Below are 14,428 nucleotides of genomic sequence, written 5' to 3'. Positions count from 1 at the left end.
TTGGGAGCAGACCCGCCGACCAATCCCGCCGTGCCGCGCACCTTGATCGGGATCGGTTCGTGAAGATCCATCCCCTACGGGACAAAGGATCTCAAGCCCGTGATCGAAGAACCGGGCGTGCGATGGCCTATCCCCGCCGCCGCAAGGTGAAGGCCGACCGAGGGCCGGCCACCCGCTACCGTTCACTGTAGTGGTAACGGCAGGACAGAATCTCCACTTGGTCGTGGGCCTCGACAACGCGGTACACCAGCCGATGTTCTTCATTGATGCGCCGCGATGCCCAGCCGGACAGATCGCCTTTGAGCAGCTCGGGCTTCCCGATGCCCCGATCGCCGCCGCGCTGAATATCTTTGATGAGAGCGTTGATCCGCTTAAGGACCTTCCGATCGCTTACCTGCCAGGTGACGTATTCGTCCCACGCGTCCGGGTGCCACGTGAGCTTCACGCGGTGGCCTCGTCGTCGAGATCGACCACCTCATGCTCGACACGTTCACCGGCTTCCATCTCCGCCATTCGCCGGCGCAGCTCGCGCCCATTGGCCCCACGAGACAAGTACTCGGTTTCGCGCCACGCGTCATAGTCACTCTTGAGCATGACGACCATCGGCTCGTGCCCACTGCGAGTGACCACGAGGTCTTCAGCATCGTCCTCGATCGCGTCGAGCACCTTCGCGAGGTTGGCGCGCAAGTCAGACGCAGTAATGACCTTCATGACCCCTCCAGCACTTGTACGCTATATCGTACAACAGCCCCGACGCTTCGGCCACGTCAACGACAGGTTCCCTCGTCGGGACCGGCCCAGGGGCCCAGAACCGCCGTTGCGGCTCAGGCCGCGTCGTGGCTCCGCACTCTCTATAACCGATCGCTGCCGAAACTGGCCTAACAGAGAAGAGCCTGCCTGGAGAACCTCCGCAAGGCCGAATCTCGATGCGAGGTGCGACCAAAGATCACTGGCAAATCCGCGTCGGCCCCGACCGGCGTCCCGACTTCATCCCACCGGTCAGCCTCGACCCCCGCCAGCGACCGCGCCGGCATCGGCAGGGTGCCGGAGGCGTCGTAGCCGAGCAGCGGCACGGGCAGCTCGTCGAGGCTCAGCTGCGCTATCGGTCGCAGGCCGCTGGAAGGTCGGCGGCCTCGCCGCGTCCGCCGCAGGTGCCGCCGACTGACCGTCTCGCGTTCAGGAAGGACCACCACACGTCCCGGAAGATGCAGGTTCCGATCGGGACAGACCCACCTGACGACCACTCGTGCCAGAAAACCGCTGCGGCCAGCAGAACCACCGCGCGTGCCAGAGGAGCACCGCACGTGCCGGGAACGGCCGTCGCGCGTTCCGGAGGTGGCCCGCGGCCGAGATGGTTGGCGGGCGCGGCTCAGATCATGCGGCGCAGCGCGGTCTCCACCGCGTTGACCAACGGGTTGCCGTCGGAGCGCGGGTGGCGGGCCAGGCCCAGCTCGACGTCCGGCAGCGCGGGCAGGGCGTTCGCGTCGTGGCAGGCCATGGGCGGTTCGAGGTTTGCCGGCATGAGGGCCGCTACGCCTAGGCCGGCCCGGAGCGCGGCCAGCACCCCGGCCAGGCTGTTGCTTTCGAACGCCATCCGCCAGCGCCGGCCCGCGCCTTCCAGTGACTCCAGCACGGACGTACGCCAGAAGCAGGGGTTTGAGAAAAGCACCACCGGCAGCGGATCGGCGGTCACGTCGACGCCCTGGCCGACGGCCCAGACCAGCGGGCGGCGCGCGGTCCAGCGGGGCGGGCCGGGCAGGTCGACCACCGCGTTGAGGACCAGGTCGACGCGGCCCGTGTCGTAAGCGTCGCGCATCTCGGCGTTCGAGCCGTTGAGCACCTCCAGTGTCGCGCCGGGGTGCAGGCGGGCGAGGTCGGCGAGGGCCTGCGGGAGCTGGGACGCGGCGAGGTCCTCGAGCAGTCCGACGCCGCAGTGGCCGGTGAGCGCCCGTCCGGTCTCGGTCAGGGCCTGTGCCGAGAGTGAGAGGATCCGTTCGGCGTACGGGAGGAGCTCTTCGCCCGCGCTGGTCGGCGTGACGCCGGACGGCGACCGGAAGAGCAACGGGCGGCCGACGACGTTCTCCAGCTTGCGTAACTGCTGGCTGAGCGCGGGCTGGGTCTGGCCGAGAGCGGTCGCGGCGCGGCTGATGCTGCCGGTCCGCAGGGCGGTCACGAACGATCGCAGCAACGCGGTCTCCAAGTCCCGGGGCATAAACATTGATTATGCCAGCTCCAACGAATTAACCACTTCTTATGATCTCCGGTTCGATCTAGCGTCGGGCTGGTGACCGGATACCGACGCGTGCTCGCCGTGCCGGGGATGGCGTCGCTGCTCGGCGTCTCGTTCCTGGCCCGCGTGGCGATCACGGCCGACGTGATGGCGCTGACCATGTACGTGGTGCTGGGGCTGGACAAGAGCTACGCGGCAGCGGGCGGCGTCGGCGCGGCGATGACCGCGGGGCTGGCGCTGGGCGGGCCGTTGCTGGGCCGCATGATCGACCGGCACGGCGCACGCGTCGTCCTGCTGGTCACCGTCGTGACGCAAGTCGTGTTCTGGCTTAGCGTGCCGGCCCTGCCGTACCGGATGTTGCTGGCCGCCGCCTTCCTCGCGGGTGGGCTGATGGTGCCGGCCCAGGTGGTGACCCGGCAGGCGATCGCCGCGCTGACCGCGCCGGGCCAGCGGCGGGCCGCGTTCGCGCTGGAGGCGGTGCAGGGCGAACTGTCCTACATGGTCGGGCCGCCGCTGGTGATCCTGTTCGCGGCGCAGGTGTCGCCCGGCGTGGTGGCCTGGTGCGTCGGCGCCGCGATCGTGGCCGGTGGCGCGGGGATCGCGCTGCTCAATCCGCCGTTACGGACCGAGGACGAGGCCGTGCCGGTCGTACGCCCGCGTCGCTGGGAGTGGCTGGGGCCGCAGTTGATCGCCGTGCTGGTGCTGGCGTTCGGCACGACGATGGTGCTCAGCGGCACCGACCTGGCCATCGTCGCCACCCTCGAGGAAGCTGGTCAGGTGTCCTGGGGCGCCGTGGTGGTGGCGGTGTACGGCGTGGCCTCGGCGACCGGCGGGCTGGTTTACGGCGCGCTCCCCCGGCCGCTGCCCACCTGGCTGCTGCTGGGGCTGCTCGGACTGGCGACCGTTCCCGCCGCGCTGGCCCACGACTGGCCGTGGCTGTGTGTGGCGGGTGCCGGTGCGGGACTGTTCGCGGCGCCGACGCTGTCCGCGGTGGCCGACGGGGTGAGCCGGCTGGCGCCCGCGGGCGTACGGGGTGAGGCGACCGGCATGCAGTCGTCGGCGCAGAGCGCGGGTTTCGCGTTCGGATCGCCGATCACCGGGGCGGCGATCGACATCTCCACGCCGGGCGGCGGTTTCGTGGCGGCCGGGCTGGCCGGCGTGGTCGCCGCGCTGATCGGCGCGCTGCTGTACCGGCGTCCGGCAGCGCGGAAAACGGAGCTGGTGCCGGCCTGAAAAGGCCGGAAAGGGCGGGAAGATCGGGAAGGCCGGAAGCCCGCCTAGTAAACCGATCGGTAGTAGGCGATCTTGCCCCGGATGTGCTCCCGCTGCGCCTCCAGCTCAGCGATCCGCTGCTCGACCTCGCGGTCGTGCTCCTCCAGCAGGCCGATCCGGTCGGCGATGGTCTCGTCGTCCCGGCACAACTCGGCGAACTGCAGCATCCGGGCGATCGGCATGCCGGTCTCGCGCAGGCAGCGCAGCAGTTCGAGCCAGCCGATGTCGTCCTCGCCGTACTGCCGGCGCCCGCCGGACGTGCGGGCCACCCCGTCGAGCAGCCCGATCCGCTCGTAGTAGCGCAACGTGTCCAGGCTGAAGCCGGTCTTCTCGACGACCTGTCCGGGCGTATAGCTGGGCATACGTTCCCTCACTCGCCGACCGTGCCGTCCAGCAGCTCCCGGACCGCGTCCGCGTGCCCCGCGTGCCGGGCCGTCTCGTTGATCAGGTGGAGCAGGACGAACCTGAGGTCCGCGGTCTCGTCCAGCGTGCGCGTGGTGATCACGGCCATCCGGCGTACGGCTGCATCGGTGGCCTCGGCGCGGGCGCGATAGACCTCGATCGCCAGGGTGATCGGCAGGTCCGGTCGATATTCGTCCGGGTCTTTGTGGGTGGGTTCGCCCAGCATCGCGCCGTCGATCCAGCGGCGTTCGACGTTGGTCAGGTGGTGCACGATGCCGACCAGCGGGAGCAGTTTGCCGTCCGGCTGCCACCGGGCCTGCTCGTCTGTGACGCCCATCGCTTTGCGCAGAACCGCACCACGCAGGAAGGCTAGCCAGGAGAGGAACAGCTCCAGCTCGTCCGGGTTGCCGGACGGAAAGTTCACTTCCTCGAGTGCACCCATTGCCGACAGGCTAGATCCCCACCCTCATGACAGGCTAGATCCATGTCGCGATCATTGCGCAAGCTCGGTTTCCTGACCATCGGCAACTTCGACCCCGCCGACCCCGGTCCGGGCCACGAGTCGACCCTGGAGGTCATCCAGCTCGGCGAGGAACTGGGCTTCGACAGCGCCTGGGTGCGTCACCGGCACCTGCAGTACGGCATCTCGTCGCCGGTCGCGCTGCTGGCGGCGGCGACGCAACGCACCCGCCGCATCGAGCTGGGCACCGCGGTCATCCCGCTCGGCTGGGAGAACCCGCTGCGCCTCGCCGAGGACCTGGCCACCGTCGACATCCTGTCCGGCGGCCGGCTCAATCCGGGCGTGAGCGCCGGCCCGCCGATGAACTGGGACCGCGTCAAGGAGGCGCTCTACCCGGACACCGCGGACGTCGAGGACCTTTCCTACCACCGGCTCGAGCGTCTGCTCGGCTTCGTCCGAGGCGAGACCGCCACCGACTTCAGCGGTGCCGAGGGGATCGTCGAGGTCTACTCCGACCGGGTCGAGCCGCACTCGCCCGGGCTGAGCAGCCGCCTCTGGTACGGCGGGGGCAGCCTGCGGTCGGCGCAGTGGGCCGGCGAACACGGCATGAACTTCCTGACCAGCAACGTGGTGAAGGCCGAGGAGGCGGGGACGTTCGCGGAGATCCAGCTCTCGCACATCCGCACCTTTCGCGACCATCACCCGGACGGCGAGAACGCCCGCGTCTCGCAGGGCCTCGTGGTCATCCCGACCGACTCGGCCGGCCCGGAACAGATCGACAGATATCTCGCGTACGCCGAGAAGCGCACCCCCCGTACGGCAGAACCGCAGGGACCGGCGAAGATGCTGTTCTCGGTCGACTACGTGGGCAGCTCGGCGGAGATCGCCGACCGGTTGCGCGAGCACGCCGCGTTCCAGGAGATCGACGAGGTGGCGTTCGCGCTGCCGTTCAGCTTCGAGCACGCGGATTACGTCCAGATCCTCACCGACATGGCGACGAAGCTGGGCCCGGCGCTCGGCTGGTCACCGGCGAGCTAAAGCGCCGCTACGCTCATCGGGCTCCCGGTGGCCAGGTCGGTCACCGGGATCAGCGCGGCCGGCTTGGCCGCCATCAGGACGAGCCGGGTCGTCGCCCTCGGGGTACCGGTGTCCCGCGCCGCCAGCCGCCGCAGCTTGGTCACCTGGTCCGCGCCGAGCGTGATCTTCCCGTCCCGGCGAGCCGCGCGCACGGTGCCGAGCGGGCCGCTGAGCACCAGGCACAGGTGCCGGCCGTCGAGCTCGGCGTAGCGGGTGTCCGCGTCGCACAGGCCGAGCGTGCGCCCGAACCAGCCGGGCGGCTTGTCCACCTCGCTGGAGATCTCGTCGTTCACGGCGAACACCTCGACGTCGTGGCGCCCGGGAAGCAGCAGCGGGTCGCGGATGAACACGACCGCGACCGCGCCTGCCACGGCGACCAGCACGATCACCCCGGCCACCCACGGCCATCGCCGATGCTTCGCCATCTGTGCAGCGTAGGGCTTTTGGTGGGGCTAGCCCTACCGATTCCGGGGTGACAGCCGCAGCGACACCGGCCGATGGCTTGCATACCGTCGAAGCATGCCAACAACAGACACGGTGACCAGGGTAAATGCGGCTGTGACACTGCGCGGCGTCAGTCGCGTCTACGGCCGGGGGGCGGCCGCCGTACGGGCCGTCGACAACGTCTCGCTGGAGTTCCCGCGCGGCGGCTGGACGGCCGTCATGGGCCCCTCCGGCTCCGGCAAATCGACGCTGCTGCACTGCGCCGCGGGGCTGGAAAAGGTGGATTCGGGGCAGGTGATCGTCGGGGACAACGACATCACCTCGGCTTCCGACGCCGAGCTCACGGCCTTGAGGCGTACGCGGATCGGCTTTGTCTTCCAGAGTTTCAACCTGATCGGGTCGCTCTCCGCCGAGCGCAACGTGGCACTGCCGCTGCGCCTGGCCGGCCAGCGGCCCAAGCCGGCCGAGGTGCGCGCGACGCTGGCCCGGGTGGGGCTGGCCGATCGCGCCCGGCACCGCCCGCGCGAGCTGTCCGGCGGCCAGCAGCAGCGGGTGGCGATCGCGCGGGCCATGGTGACCCGGCCCGAGGTGCTGTTCGCCGACGAACCGACCGGTGCGCTGGACTCCACCGCCGCCCGGACGGTGCTCGATCTGATGCGGGAGATGGCCGACGCCGGCCAGAGCATCGTGATGGTGACCCACGATCCGGGTGCCGCCGCCCGCGCCGACGCGGTGGTCTTCCTCCGCGACGGCCGGGTCGTCGACCACGTGACCGGTGCCGGCCCGCGCGAGGTCGCGGACCGCCTAGCCGCTTGGGAGCGTTGACATGATGGGCATGAGCCGGGCCGGTCTGGCCGAGCGCTGGCCGCTGTTCGCGGGCGCGTTCCTCTCGGTGGCGCTGGGCGTCGCGCTGGTGCAGTCCTCGCTACTTCTGCTGATCTCCGCGGCCACCTACGACCCGCCGGCCGGTTGGAGCGAGGCCGCCCGGATGGCCGCCTCGGACAATGCCGTCGCGGCGGTGTCGATGCTCGGCGTCATCCTGGGCATCGCCACCTTCCTGGCCGGTTTCATCATCAGCTCGACGTTCGCGTTCACGGTCGACCAGCGCCGCCGCGACCTGGCGCTGCTGCGGCTGGTCGGTGGTAGTCGCGGCCAGCTGCGCCGGCTGCTGCTCGGCGAGGCGTTGCTGCTCGGCTTCCTCGGTGCGGCCGCCGGCATCCCGGCCGGCGTCGCCGTGATGAACCTGCAGGGGTGGCTGCTGCGCCGGATGGAGTTCATGCCGGCCGACTTCGAGGGCCAGTGGCGGCTGTGGATCCTCGGTGTCTCCTTCGGAACGGGGCTCGCGCTCGCCGTCGCCGGGGTGCTCGTCGCCGCGCGGCGCGGGTCGCGGGTACGGCCGCTGGAAGCGCTGCGCGAGACCGGCGCCGCCGCCCGCGTGATGACGGTGAGCCGCTGGATCTTCGGCCTGATCTTCCTGGGCGGCGCGCTCGCACTGATCATCGTGGCGCCGCACGGCGGGGTCAGCGGCGGGGTCGCGATGGCGATGAACGTGGCGATGCCGGCCGCGGCCGCGGTGGCCGCGTTCAGCCCGCTGCTCGTGCCGCTGCTGGGCCGGCTGATCCCGGCCGGCGGCGTGACCGGCTCGCTGGCCCGGGCCAACCTGGCCGACGCCCGGCGGCGCAGCGCGTCCGTGGCCGCGCCGCTGATCGTGCTGGCCGGGCTGGTGATCGGCAACGCCGCGGCGGGTGCCTCGTTCACCACGGCCGGGGCCGACCAGATGCGCGCCCAGACCCGCGCCGACCTGGTGGTCGAGGCACCCGGGCCGGTCGGTGACCGGATCAGGTCGGTGCCGGGGGTCGCGGCCGTGTCGACCGAGACGGCGATCCCGGCGACGGTCACCACCGGCAGCGGCGAGGACCAGGAGTCCGAGTCGGCGATGGCCATGGTGATCGACCCGGCCGCCTACGCGGCGGCGCACTCCGCCGGCGACGCGCTCACCGCGTTGCGGGGCCGGGCGGTCGCGGCCGGGCCGGGCGGCGATGTGCCCTCGCGCGGGACGATTCGTCTTCGGCTGCCGGGCCTGGACCTGGGCGAGATCCCGGTGGTGGCGGGCGTGCCCGCGACGATGAGCGGCGGCCCGAACGTGCTGCTCGCGCCCGGCGTGGTTCCGGCCGCCATGCTGGCATCGGCGCCCACGCAGTCGTTCGTCTCGCTGGCCGGCGACGCCGACCCGCCCGCGGTCCGGGCCGCGCTGGCCCGCGTCGGCGAGGTGTCCACGGCGGACGCCTGGCTGCGGGCCGACGCGAAGGACCGCAACTCGACCAGCGACAAGATCCTGCTCGTGATCATGGGGCTCGGCGGCCTCTACGCCCTGATCGGCGTGATCAACTCGGTGGTGATCGGGGCGGCGGCCCGGCGGCGCGAATTCGCCGAGGCGCGGGTGACCGGCCTGACACGCGGTCAGGTGGTGCGGTCCGCGCTGCGGGAGTCGTTCGCGGTGACGGTGGCCGGTCTGGTGCTGGGCGGGGTGGCGGCGGGCGCGACGATGGCCACCGTCCTGACCACGACCACGGCGGTGGTGGGCAAGGGGACGCTGGACATCCCGTGGACCCTGGTCGCTGCGGTGATCGCGGTGGCGCTGCTGGTCACGTCCGTGACGAGCCTGCTGACCTCGCTCTCGGCGACCCGCCGGCGGCCGGTGCTGCTGCTCGGCGCCACCGAATGAGGCGAGCTGCCCCGGGCCTTCGTGGCCCGGGGCTTTCGTTCGATCAGGCGCCCTGCCGGGCTTCGCGTTCCCGGACGAGTTCCTCGACCGCGCTCGGCAGCGTGGTCTCGAAGTCGATCAGCTTGGCCCACGTCGGTTCCACCACGATCCGGAACATGCCGGGGTAGAGCGAGCGGACTTCCGCCTCCCACCCGACCCGCTGTTCGGCGGTCATCCGGTAGCTGCCGTTGATCTGCAGGAACTCGTCCGGGATGCCGTCGCACCAGTCGAGCTCGGCGCTGCCGCGGATCAGCAGGATGCGCGGCGGATGGTCCTCGGTGTCGATCGTCAGCGAGACCGCCGGGTTGGCCCGTAAGGCGCGGATCTTCGCGGCGTTCGCCGGGCTGCACATCACGAGCGTCGACCCGGTCCAGCTGAATCCGATCGGAATGCACCGAGGTGTGCCGTCCGGGGCGATGTAGGCCAGCCGGGTCAGGTCGCGGTTCAGCAGCTCCTGGCTTATCGGGCGGTTCAGGACTTCGGTGATCTCGCTCGGCCGCACTGCCGGGCTCCTTCCGTCTTGTCGCCTTCTCTTTCCGGCGAGCGTAATGCCGTGTCGGGTTGCGCGCCGGTCGGCGACTGGGTACAGACATTCAGCATGAAGACCGTCGCACGTACGGCGCTGGCCCTCGGCGTGGTTTTGAGCGCGGCTGCGTGTACCTCTTCGTCGCCGGCAGCCCCCGCCCCGGCCGCGGGCGTCCCCGCCACATCCGCCCCGGGCGCGACCGGCCTCACCACGACCGAGGTGCACGCGCTGCCCGGCACCGATGCCGAGCCGTTCGACAAGACGCGGCGGCTGTCCGCGCCGAAGGGCTGGACGGTAAGCGTCTGGGCGCGTGTGCCCAAGGCCCGCCTGCTGGCCTGGACCGCGGACGGGCGGCTGCTGGTGTCCCGCCCCGGGTTCGGTGACGTGATCACGCTGACCCCGCGGGGCGACGCCGCACCCGAGCAGAGCACGTTGACCGAGGGGCTGACCCAGCCGCACGGGCTCGCCTTCCACGGCAACACGCTCTATGTTGCCGAGAGCAATCAGATCGACAGCTTCACGTACGCCTCGGGGGCCGTCTCCGGCAGGCGGGTCGTCGCGGCCGGCCTGCCCGACGCGAAGAGCCCGGAGCTGGGCGGCGCCTACGCGCACGCGTTGAAGAGCGTCGCGGTCGGTAAGGGCGGCGAGCTCTACTTCTCGATCGGGTCGAGCGGCAACGTGTCGGTCGAGGACCGCGACGCCGATCCGGAACGCGCGGCGATCCTGCGGATGCCGGCCGGCGGCGGGAAGCCGGCCGTGTTCGCGCGCGGGGTCCGCAACGGCACCGGCCTGGCGATCGACCCCGACGGCGGGGTGTGGACGGCGGTGAACAACCGGGACAACGTCGCCTACCCGAACGACGACGACTACGACGGCGACGGGAAGGCGGATCAGGGCAAGGTGATGCAGTCATACGTGAACGACCATCCGCTGGAACCCCTCGCACGGCTCACCGAGGGCCGCGATCTCGGGTGGCCGTACTGCAATCCGGATCGGCCGGGCGCGCCGTTCGTGCGCGACTTCCAGAACAACGCGGACGGGTCGAAGCTCGACTGTGCCGCGCTCAAACCGGTCGAACAAGGGATGGGCGCGCATTCGGCACCGCTCGGGCTGAGCTTTGTCACGGGGCTCCCCGGGGCGTACGGGAATGGGGCTTTAGTCGGCATTCACGGCTCGTGGAACCGTAAGCCGCCGCGGCCGCCGGAGGTGTCTTTCTTCGCGTGGCGCGACGGTACGCTGGGGCCGCAGCAGACGTTGCTGACCGGCTTCCAGAATGCCGACGGTTCGCGCTGGGGCCGGCCGGTGATGGCGGTGCGGGGGCCGGACGGCGCGCTTTACGTGAGCGACGACTTCGCCGGCGCCATCTATCGGGTCGTCCTACGCTGAGCCCTCGACACCTCCTCCGTCCCACTATGCGAGAATCCCCCGTCACATTCGGTAACTGTTCAGCTGGTTCCGTCGGGCGGGAGTCCCCGTGCGAGGCGACGCCGCTGGGCCCGGCAGGTCCCAGCTCCCCGCAGTGGCCGCCCCACCCGGGGTGTGGGCAGTCGCGACGCTGGGAAGGTGGCGGTTGCCCACACCGCAGCCACCCCACCCAGGTGTGGGCAGTCGCGACGCCGGGAAGGTTGCGGTTGCCCACACCGCGGCCACCCCCACCCAGGTGTGGGCAGTCGCGACGCCGAGGAGGTGGCGGTTGCCCACACCGCAGCCACCCCCACCCAGGTGTGGGCAGTCGCGACGCCGAGGAGGTTGCCGTTCCCCACACCGCAGCCACCCCACCCAGGTGTGGGCAGTCGCGACGCCGAGGAGGTTGCCGTTCCCCACACCGCGGCCACCCCCACCCCGGTGTGGGCAGTCGCGACGCCGAGAAGGGCGCCGTTCCCCACACCGCAGCCACCCCCACCCAGGTGTGGGCAGTCGCGACGCCGGGAAGGGTGCCGTTCCCCACACCGCAGCCACCCTCCCGGGTATCAGCAGGTTTAGCGGCAGGTGGCGTTGAAGCCGGACTTGCTGATGCGGTGCATGGTGAACGGCGTCGGCTTGTCCGGCTGCTCGTCGGAGTGCGAAGAGCGGTCCGCGTTGACGACCAGCGGCTCCATGCTGATTTTCAACTCGTCGCCGCCGGCCCAGGTGCCGGTCATCGCGCCGAGGTGGACGCCCGGCACCAGGTTGTAGGGCGCGGTGCTCAGCTCGAACTCGGTGCCGTGGTAGTTCTTGACGTGCCCGTCGAAGGTCTGGTCCATCTTGTAGTCGGCGGCGCAGATTTTCGCGTCCCCGTCGACGCAGCGGAAGCAGTCGCCGTCCTCGAAGGTGACGTGGAACGCGACCTGACGCTCCGGCCCCGGCCCGAACGGCACCGTCGCCGCCCAGTAACCGGTGAGCGTCGGCTTCCCGGTGATTGACGTCGACCACGGGTCCAGGGCCGCGTGGCCGAACGTGACGAGAGCGATGAGGGCCGCACCGGCGAGGGCCATGACGAGAAGAGACTTCACTAAGCGACGCACAGGCGCGAAGGTAAATGCACCATGCGGACGCCCCGGAGACGTACGGGCGAATTTATGACTTACTGCAGTGGACCGAAGAAGGCGCGCAGGTCCGCCGCCAGATCCGCGGGTGCCTCCATTGCCGGGAAATGGCGGCCATGGGCGAATTCGGTCCAATGTGCACTAGGTGGCGCCGGTACGAGTTTGCGGACCGTCTCGTCGGCGCCGAACACCGCGAAGCCCTGCGGCACCGACGGCGGCGCACCCCAATCCGACGAGTGGGCCTGCTCGTAGAGGGTGTGCGCCGCGGTCGCACCGGACCCGGTGAACCAGTAGAGGCTGACGGTGGCGAGGATCAGGTCGCGGTCGACGGGGCGCTCGGTCCACTCGTGCAGCTTCTCGGCGATCCAGGCCAGTTGCAGCAACGGGGAGTCGGTCAGCCCGTACGCGATGGTCTGGGGTCTGCTGTTCTGGATCGCCAGGTAGCCGGAGCCCTCGCCGCTGAAGGTGGCCATCCGGTCGAGGATCAGCTTGTCGACGGGATCATTCGGGTCGAGGCGGTCGGCCATGCCGGGCAGGAAGGTGGCGGTCGCGGCCGCGGTCGCCGGGTCGGTCACCACGTGGACGCCGATGACGTGCTCGCCGTCGATCCCGGCCACGGTGCCGGACACGCCCGCGCCGATGTCGCCGCCGTGTACGCCGTACCGCTGATAGCCCAGTGATGCCATCAACGCGGTCCAGGCGTGCGCGGTGCGGGCCATCGTCCAGCCGGTTGCGGACAGGGGAGTCGAGAAGGCGTACCCGGGAAGCGACGGCACAACCAGATGGAAGTCGTCGCTGAGCAGGTCGATCAGCGGCAGGAACTCGACCACCGAGCTGGGGTAGCCGTGCGTGAGCATCAGCGCCTTGGCGTCCGGCCGGGCCGAGCGGACGTGCAGGAAGTGAATGCGCTGGCCGTCGATCTCGGTGACGAATTGCGGATAGCGGTTGAGCCGGGCCTCCTGGGCGCGCCAGTCGAAACCGGTCCGCCAGTAGTCGGCGAGATCGCGCATCTCATCGAGCGGGATGCCACGGTTCCAGCCGTCCGGCGAGACGAAAGCGGGCCAGCGGGCGTTCGTGAGACGGGCGTTGAGGTCGTCGAGGTCTTTTTCCGGAATCTCGATACGGAAGGTCATAAGGGCAGGCTAGGAGCAATTGCGGAACGGATCCTTCCGCGATCGGCGTTAATCTTTGTGAATGCGGCTCCTACGCCTGCTCGCCCTGCTCCAAGCGCGGCGCGACTGGACCGGCACCGAGCTGGCCTCGCGTCTCGGCGTCACCCCGCGCACCATCCGGCACGACGTGGAACGGCTGCGCGGCCTCGGCTATCCGGTGGACAGCCGGCCCGGGGTGGCGGGCGGTTACCGCCTCGGCACCGGCGCGACCATGCCGCCGTTGCTGCTCGACGACGACGAGGCGGTCGCGGTGGCCGTCGCCTTGCGCACCGGGCCGCTCGCCGAGACGTCGTTGCGGGCCCTGGTCAAGCTGCAGCAGTTGCTGCCGTCCCGCCTGCGCCGGCGGGTCGAGGCCGTCCGGGCGTCGACCGTGGCCCTTCCGCCCGGCGGCCCACAGATCAACCCCGACATCCTGTACGCCCTGGCGTGCGCCTGCCGCGACCAGGAGCAGTTGCGGTTCGACTATCGCGGCGGAGCCCGTCGCAGGGTCGAGCCGTATCGGCTGGTCAACGACCGGCAGCGCTGGTATCTGCTGGCGTGGGACCTGGACCGGGACGACTGGCGCACGTTCCGCGTGGACCGGATTTCACCGCGCACCCCGACCGGGCCGAGGTTCACGCCGCGCGCCCTGCCACCGGAGCGAGAGATCGTCCGCGGCCTGGGCGAGGCGACGTGGCATTACCGGGCGCGGGTGATCGTGCATGCGTCCGCCGACCATGTGCGGGCGCGGATGCCGATCCCGGTGGAGGTGGAGGCGCTGGGCGAGGACCGGTGCGCGTTCGAGCCGGGTTCCGACAGCCCGGAGGCGTTGGCTCTGTGGCTGGGTTTCCTGGGCGCCGACTTCACGGTGGTGGACGCGCCGGAGCTGGCGGAGGCGCTGCGTGCGCTGGCGGAGCGGTATCAGCGCGCGATCTAGCCCCACGCCTCAAGCGCGGCTGATGCTCGCTGGCGATAAGCCGGTTTCGAACTGACCGCCAAGACCTCTTTGACCAACGGGGTCAACGCCTGGCGATGAGACGCAAGCTCCGGGGCCTCGACGATGACAACCGCCGCGGCGATGGCCTCCTCCCGGACCACCGGATCCTGATCGTCGATACAGGCGGCGACACCGGCGAATATCTGGGGACGGATCTCTCGAATCTTCCGGAACGTGGAATCAGGGTTCTCCAGGGGCGAGAATCCGGCCAGCTCGAAGAACTCAAGCGCCATGGCGTCGCTGACCGCATCGACCAAACTGGACAGCCAGGACAACAATTGAGCCCGCAGCGTCTTCTCCGGTGTGAGTAAAGCCAGGAGCGCGGTGACATACCGGGCGGCCGGCACCGCTGCGGAATAGACGTTCGGATATTCCATCAACTCGCGCGAAAGGTGGCCGAGCGCTGCCGAAACGGCCTGCTGATCGCCCGACGTAAGATTGCGAAGCATGGCAGGCGTTACCGGATAGGCCGCCCCGTCCCTGTTTTGGAGTCCGGCCCAGTCGGTCTCTTCGAGGATCCTGCGCGGCTCGGGGAGTTCGTCGGTCACCGGCGCATTATGTCACGTGTAGGACTTCATGA

General features: G+C 70.3%; 16 protein-coding genes. 6 read left to right on the top strand and 10 right to left on the bottom strand.

What is annotated here, in order from left to right; genetic code table 11:
- Nucleotides 1-175 precede the first annotated feature (175 nt).
- The 3 genes from HH310_RS34965 to HH310_RS34955 form a co-directional block, all read right to left on the bottom strand.
- A complete protein-coding gene (locus HH310_RS34965; protein WP_169180011.1) occupies nucleotides 176-445 on the bottom strand; it encodes a Txe/YoeB family addiction module toxin in 270 nt (89 codons plus the stop codon).
- On the bottom strand, nucleotides 442-711 hold the full coding sequence (locus HH310_RS34960) for a type II toxin-antitoxin system Phd/YefM family antitoxin (RefSeq protein WP_169180010.1): 270 nt from the start codon (nucleotides 709-711) through the stop codon (nucleotides 442-444). Before HH310_RS34960 ends, HH310_RS34965 begins: the two co-directional genes overlap by 4 nt.
- A 658-nt stretch (nucleotides 712-1,369) precedes the next feature.
- Complete coding sequence (locus HH310_RS34955) at nucleotides 1,370-2,212, bottom strand: LysR family transcriptional regulator (RefSeq protein ID WP_169180009.1); 843 nt, start codon at nucleotides 2,210-2,212, stop codon at nucleotides 1,370-1,372.
- A 72-nt stretch (nucleotides 2,213-2,284) separates the two neighbouring features.
- On the opposite strand from HH310_RS34955, the gene HH310_RS34950 reads away from it, so the two are divergent.
- Nucleotides 2,285-3,463 carry an MFS transporter gene (locus HH310_RS34950; protein ID WP_211192984.1) on the top strand — a complete coding sequence of 393 codons (1,179 nt, stop codon included), beginning with the start codon at nucleotides 2,285-2,287 and terminating at the stop codon, nucleotides 3,461-3,463.
- Nucleotides 3,464-3,507: 44 nt separating this feature from the next.
- Here the strand turns inward: HH310_RS34950 and HH310_RS34945 are convergent, their stop codons facing one another.
- Together HH310_RS34945 and HH310_RS34940 are read right to left on the bottom strand one after the other, a co-directional pair.
- Complete coding sequence (locus HH310_RS34945) at nucleotides 3,508-3,864, bottom strand: MerR family transcriptional regulator (RefSeq protein WP_169180017.1); 357 nt, start codon at nucleotides 3,862-3,864, stop codon at nucleotides 3,508-3,510.
- A gap of 8 nt (nucleotides 3,865-3,872) precedes the next feature.
- Entirely contained in the window at nucleotides 3,873-4,346 is a 474-nt protein-coding gene (locus HH310_RS34940) for a DUF664 domain-containing protein (protein WP_169180008.1), read from the bottom strand.
- A 42-nt stretch (nucleotides 4,347-4,388) separates the two neighbouring features.
- Between HH310_RS34940 and HH310_RS34935 the strand changes: the two genes are divergently transcribed.
- Nucleotides 4,389-5,402, top strand: coding sequence for an LLM class flavin-dependent oxidoreductase (locus tag HH310_RS34935; protein ID WP_169180007.1), 1,014 nt, complete (start codon nucleotides 4,389-4,391; stop codon nucleotides 5,400-5,402).
- Here HH310_RS34935 and HH310_RS34930 read toward each other — a convergent pair.
- Nucleotides 5,399-5,866, bottom strand: a complete 468-nt coding sequence (locus HH310_RS34930) for a hypothetical protein (protein ID WP_169180006.1) — start codon at nucleotides 5,864-5,866, stop codon at nucleotides 5,399-5,401. The two genes, HH310_RS34935 and HH310_RS34930, sit on opposite strands and share 4 nt — an antisense overlap.
- Nucleotides 5,867-5,960: 94 nt before the next feature.
- On the opposite strand from HH310_RS34930, the gene HH310_RS34925 reads away from it, so the two are divergent.
- Both HH310_RS34925 and HH310_RS34920 read left to right on the top strand, forming a co-directional pair.
- The gene (locus tag HH310_RS34925; protein ID WP_169180005.1) at nucleotides 5,961-6,710 is read left to right on the top strand and encodes an ABC transporter ATP-binding protein; all 750 of its coding nucleotides are present in this window, start codon (nucleotides 5,961-5,963) and stop codon (nucleotides 6,708-6,710) included.
- Between the two features lie 10 nt (nucleotides 6,711-6,720).
- The gene (locus HH310_RS34920; RefSeq protein ID WP_248294720.1) at nucleotides 6,721-8,610 is read left to right on the top strand and encodes an FtsX-like permease family protein; all 1,890 of its coding nucleotides are present in this window, start codon (nucleotides 6,721-6,723) and stop codon (nucleotides 8,608-8,610) included.
- Between the two features lie 43 nt (nucleotides 8,611-8,653).
- Here HH310_RS34920 and HH310_RS34915 read toward each other — a convergent pair whose 3' ends face one another.
- Complete coding sequence (locus HH310_RS34915) at nucleotides 8,654-9,151, bottom strand: pyridoxamine 5'-phosphate oxidase family protein (RefSeq protein ID WP_169180003.1); 498 nt, start codon at nucleotides 9,149-9,151, stop codon at nucleotides 8,654-8,656.
- A 96-nt stretch (nucleotides 9,152-9,247) separates the two neighbouring features.
- On the opposite strand from HH310_RS34915, the gene HH310_RS34910 reads away from it, so the two are divergent.
- Entirely contained in the window at nucleotides 9,248-10,561 is a 1,314-nt protein-coding gene (locus HH310_RS34910; RefSeq protein ID WP_169180002.1) for a sorbosone dehydrogenase family protein, read from the top strand.
- 593 nt (nucleotides 10,562-11,154) lie between these two features.
- On the opposite strand, the gene HH310_RS34905 is transcribed toward HH310_RS34910, so the two are convergent.
- Both HH310_RS34905 and HH310_RS34900 read right to left on the bottom strand, forming a co-directional pair.
- Nucleotides 11,155-11,679, bottom strand: a complete 525-nt coding sequence (locus HH310_RS34905) for a hypothetical protein (RefSeq protein WP_169180001.1) — start codon at nucleotides 11,677-11,679, stop codon at nucleotides 11,155-11,157.
- Nucleotides 11,680-11,738: 59 nt separating this feature from the next.
- Nucleotides 11,739-12,833, bottom strand: a complete 1,095-nt coding sequence (locus HH310_RS34900) for an epoxide hydrolase family protein (protein WP_169180000.1) — start codon at nucleotides 12,831-12,833, stop codon at nucleotides 11,739-11,741.
- A gap of 61 nt (nucleotides 12,834-12,894) precedes the next feature.
- Between HH310_RS34900 and HH310_RS34895 the strand changes: the two genes are divergently transcribed.
- Nucleotides 12,895-13,788 (top strand): YafY family protein, encoded by an 894-nt coding sequence (locus HH310_RS34895; protein ID WP_169179999.1) that lies wholly within the window; start codon nucleotides 12,895-12,897, stop codon nucleotides 13,786-13,788.
- Here the strand turns inward: HH310_RS34895 and HH310_RS34890 are convergent.
- Nucleotides 13,785-14,396, bottom strand: a complete 612-nt coding sequence (locus HH310_RS34890; protein ID WP_169179998.1) for a hypothetical protein — start codon at nucleotides 14,394-14,396, stop codon at nucleotides 13,785-13,787. The two genes, HH310_RS34895 and HH310_RS34890, sit on opposite strands and share 4 nt — an antisense overlap.
- Between the last annotated feature and the right edge of the window lie 32 nt (nucleotides 14,397-14,428).

Origin of the sequence: Actinoplanes sp. TBRC 11911, from assembly GCF_012933445.1 — a bacterium.
In the GTDB taxonomy this organism is placed as follows: Bacteria; Actinomycetota; Actinomycetes; order Mycobacteriales; family Micromonosporaceae; genus Actinoplanes.
The sequence above is the reverse complement of the archived record's forward strand: the minus strand, read 5'-3'. Positions and strand labels throughout refer to the sequence as shown.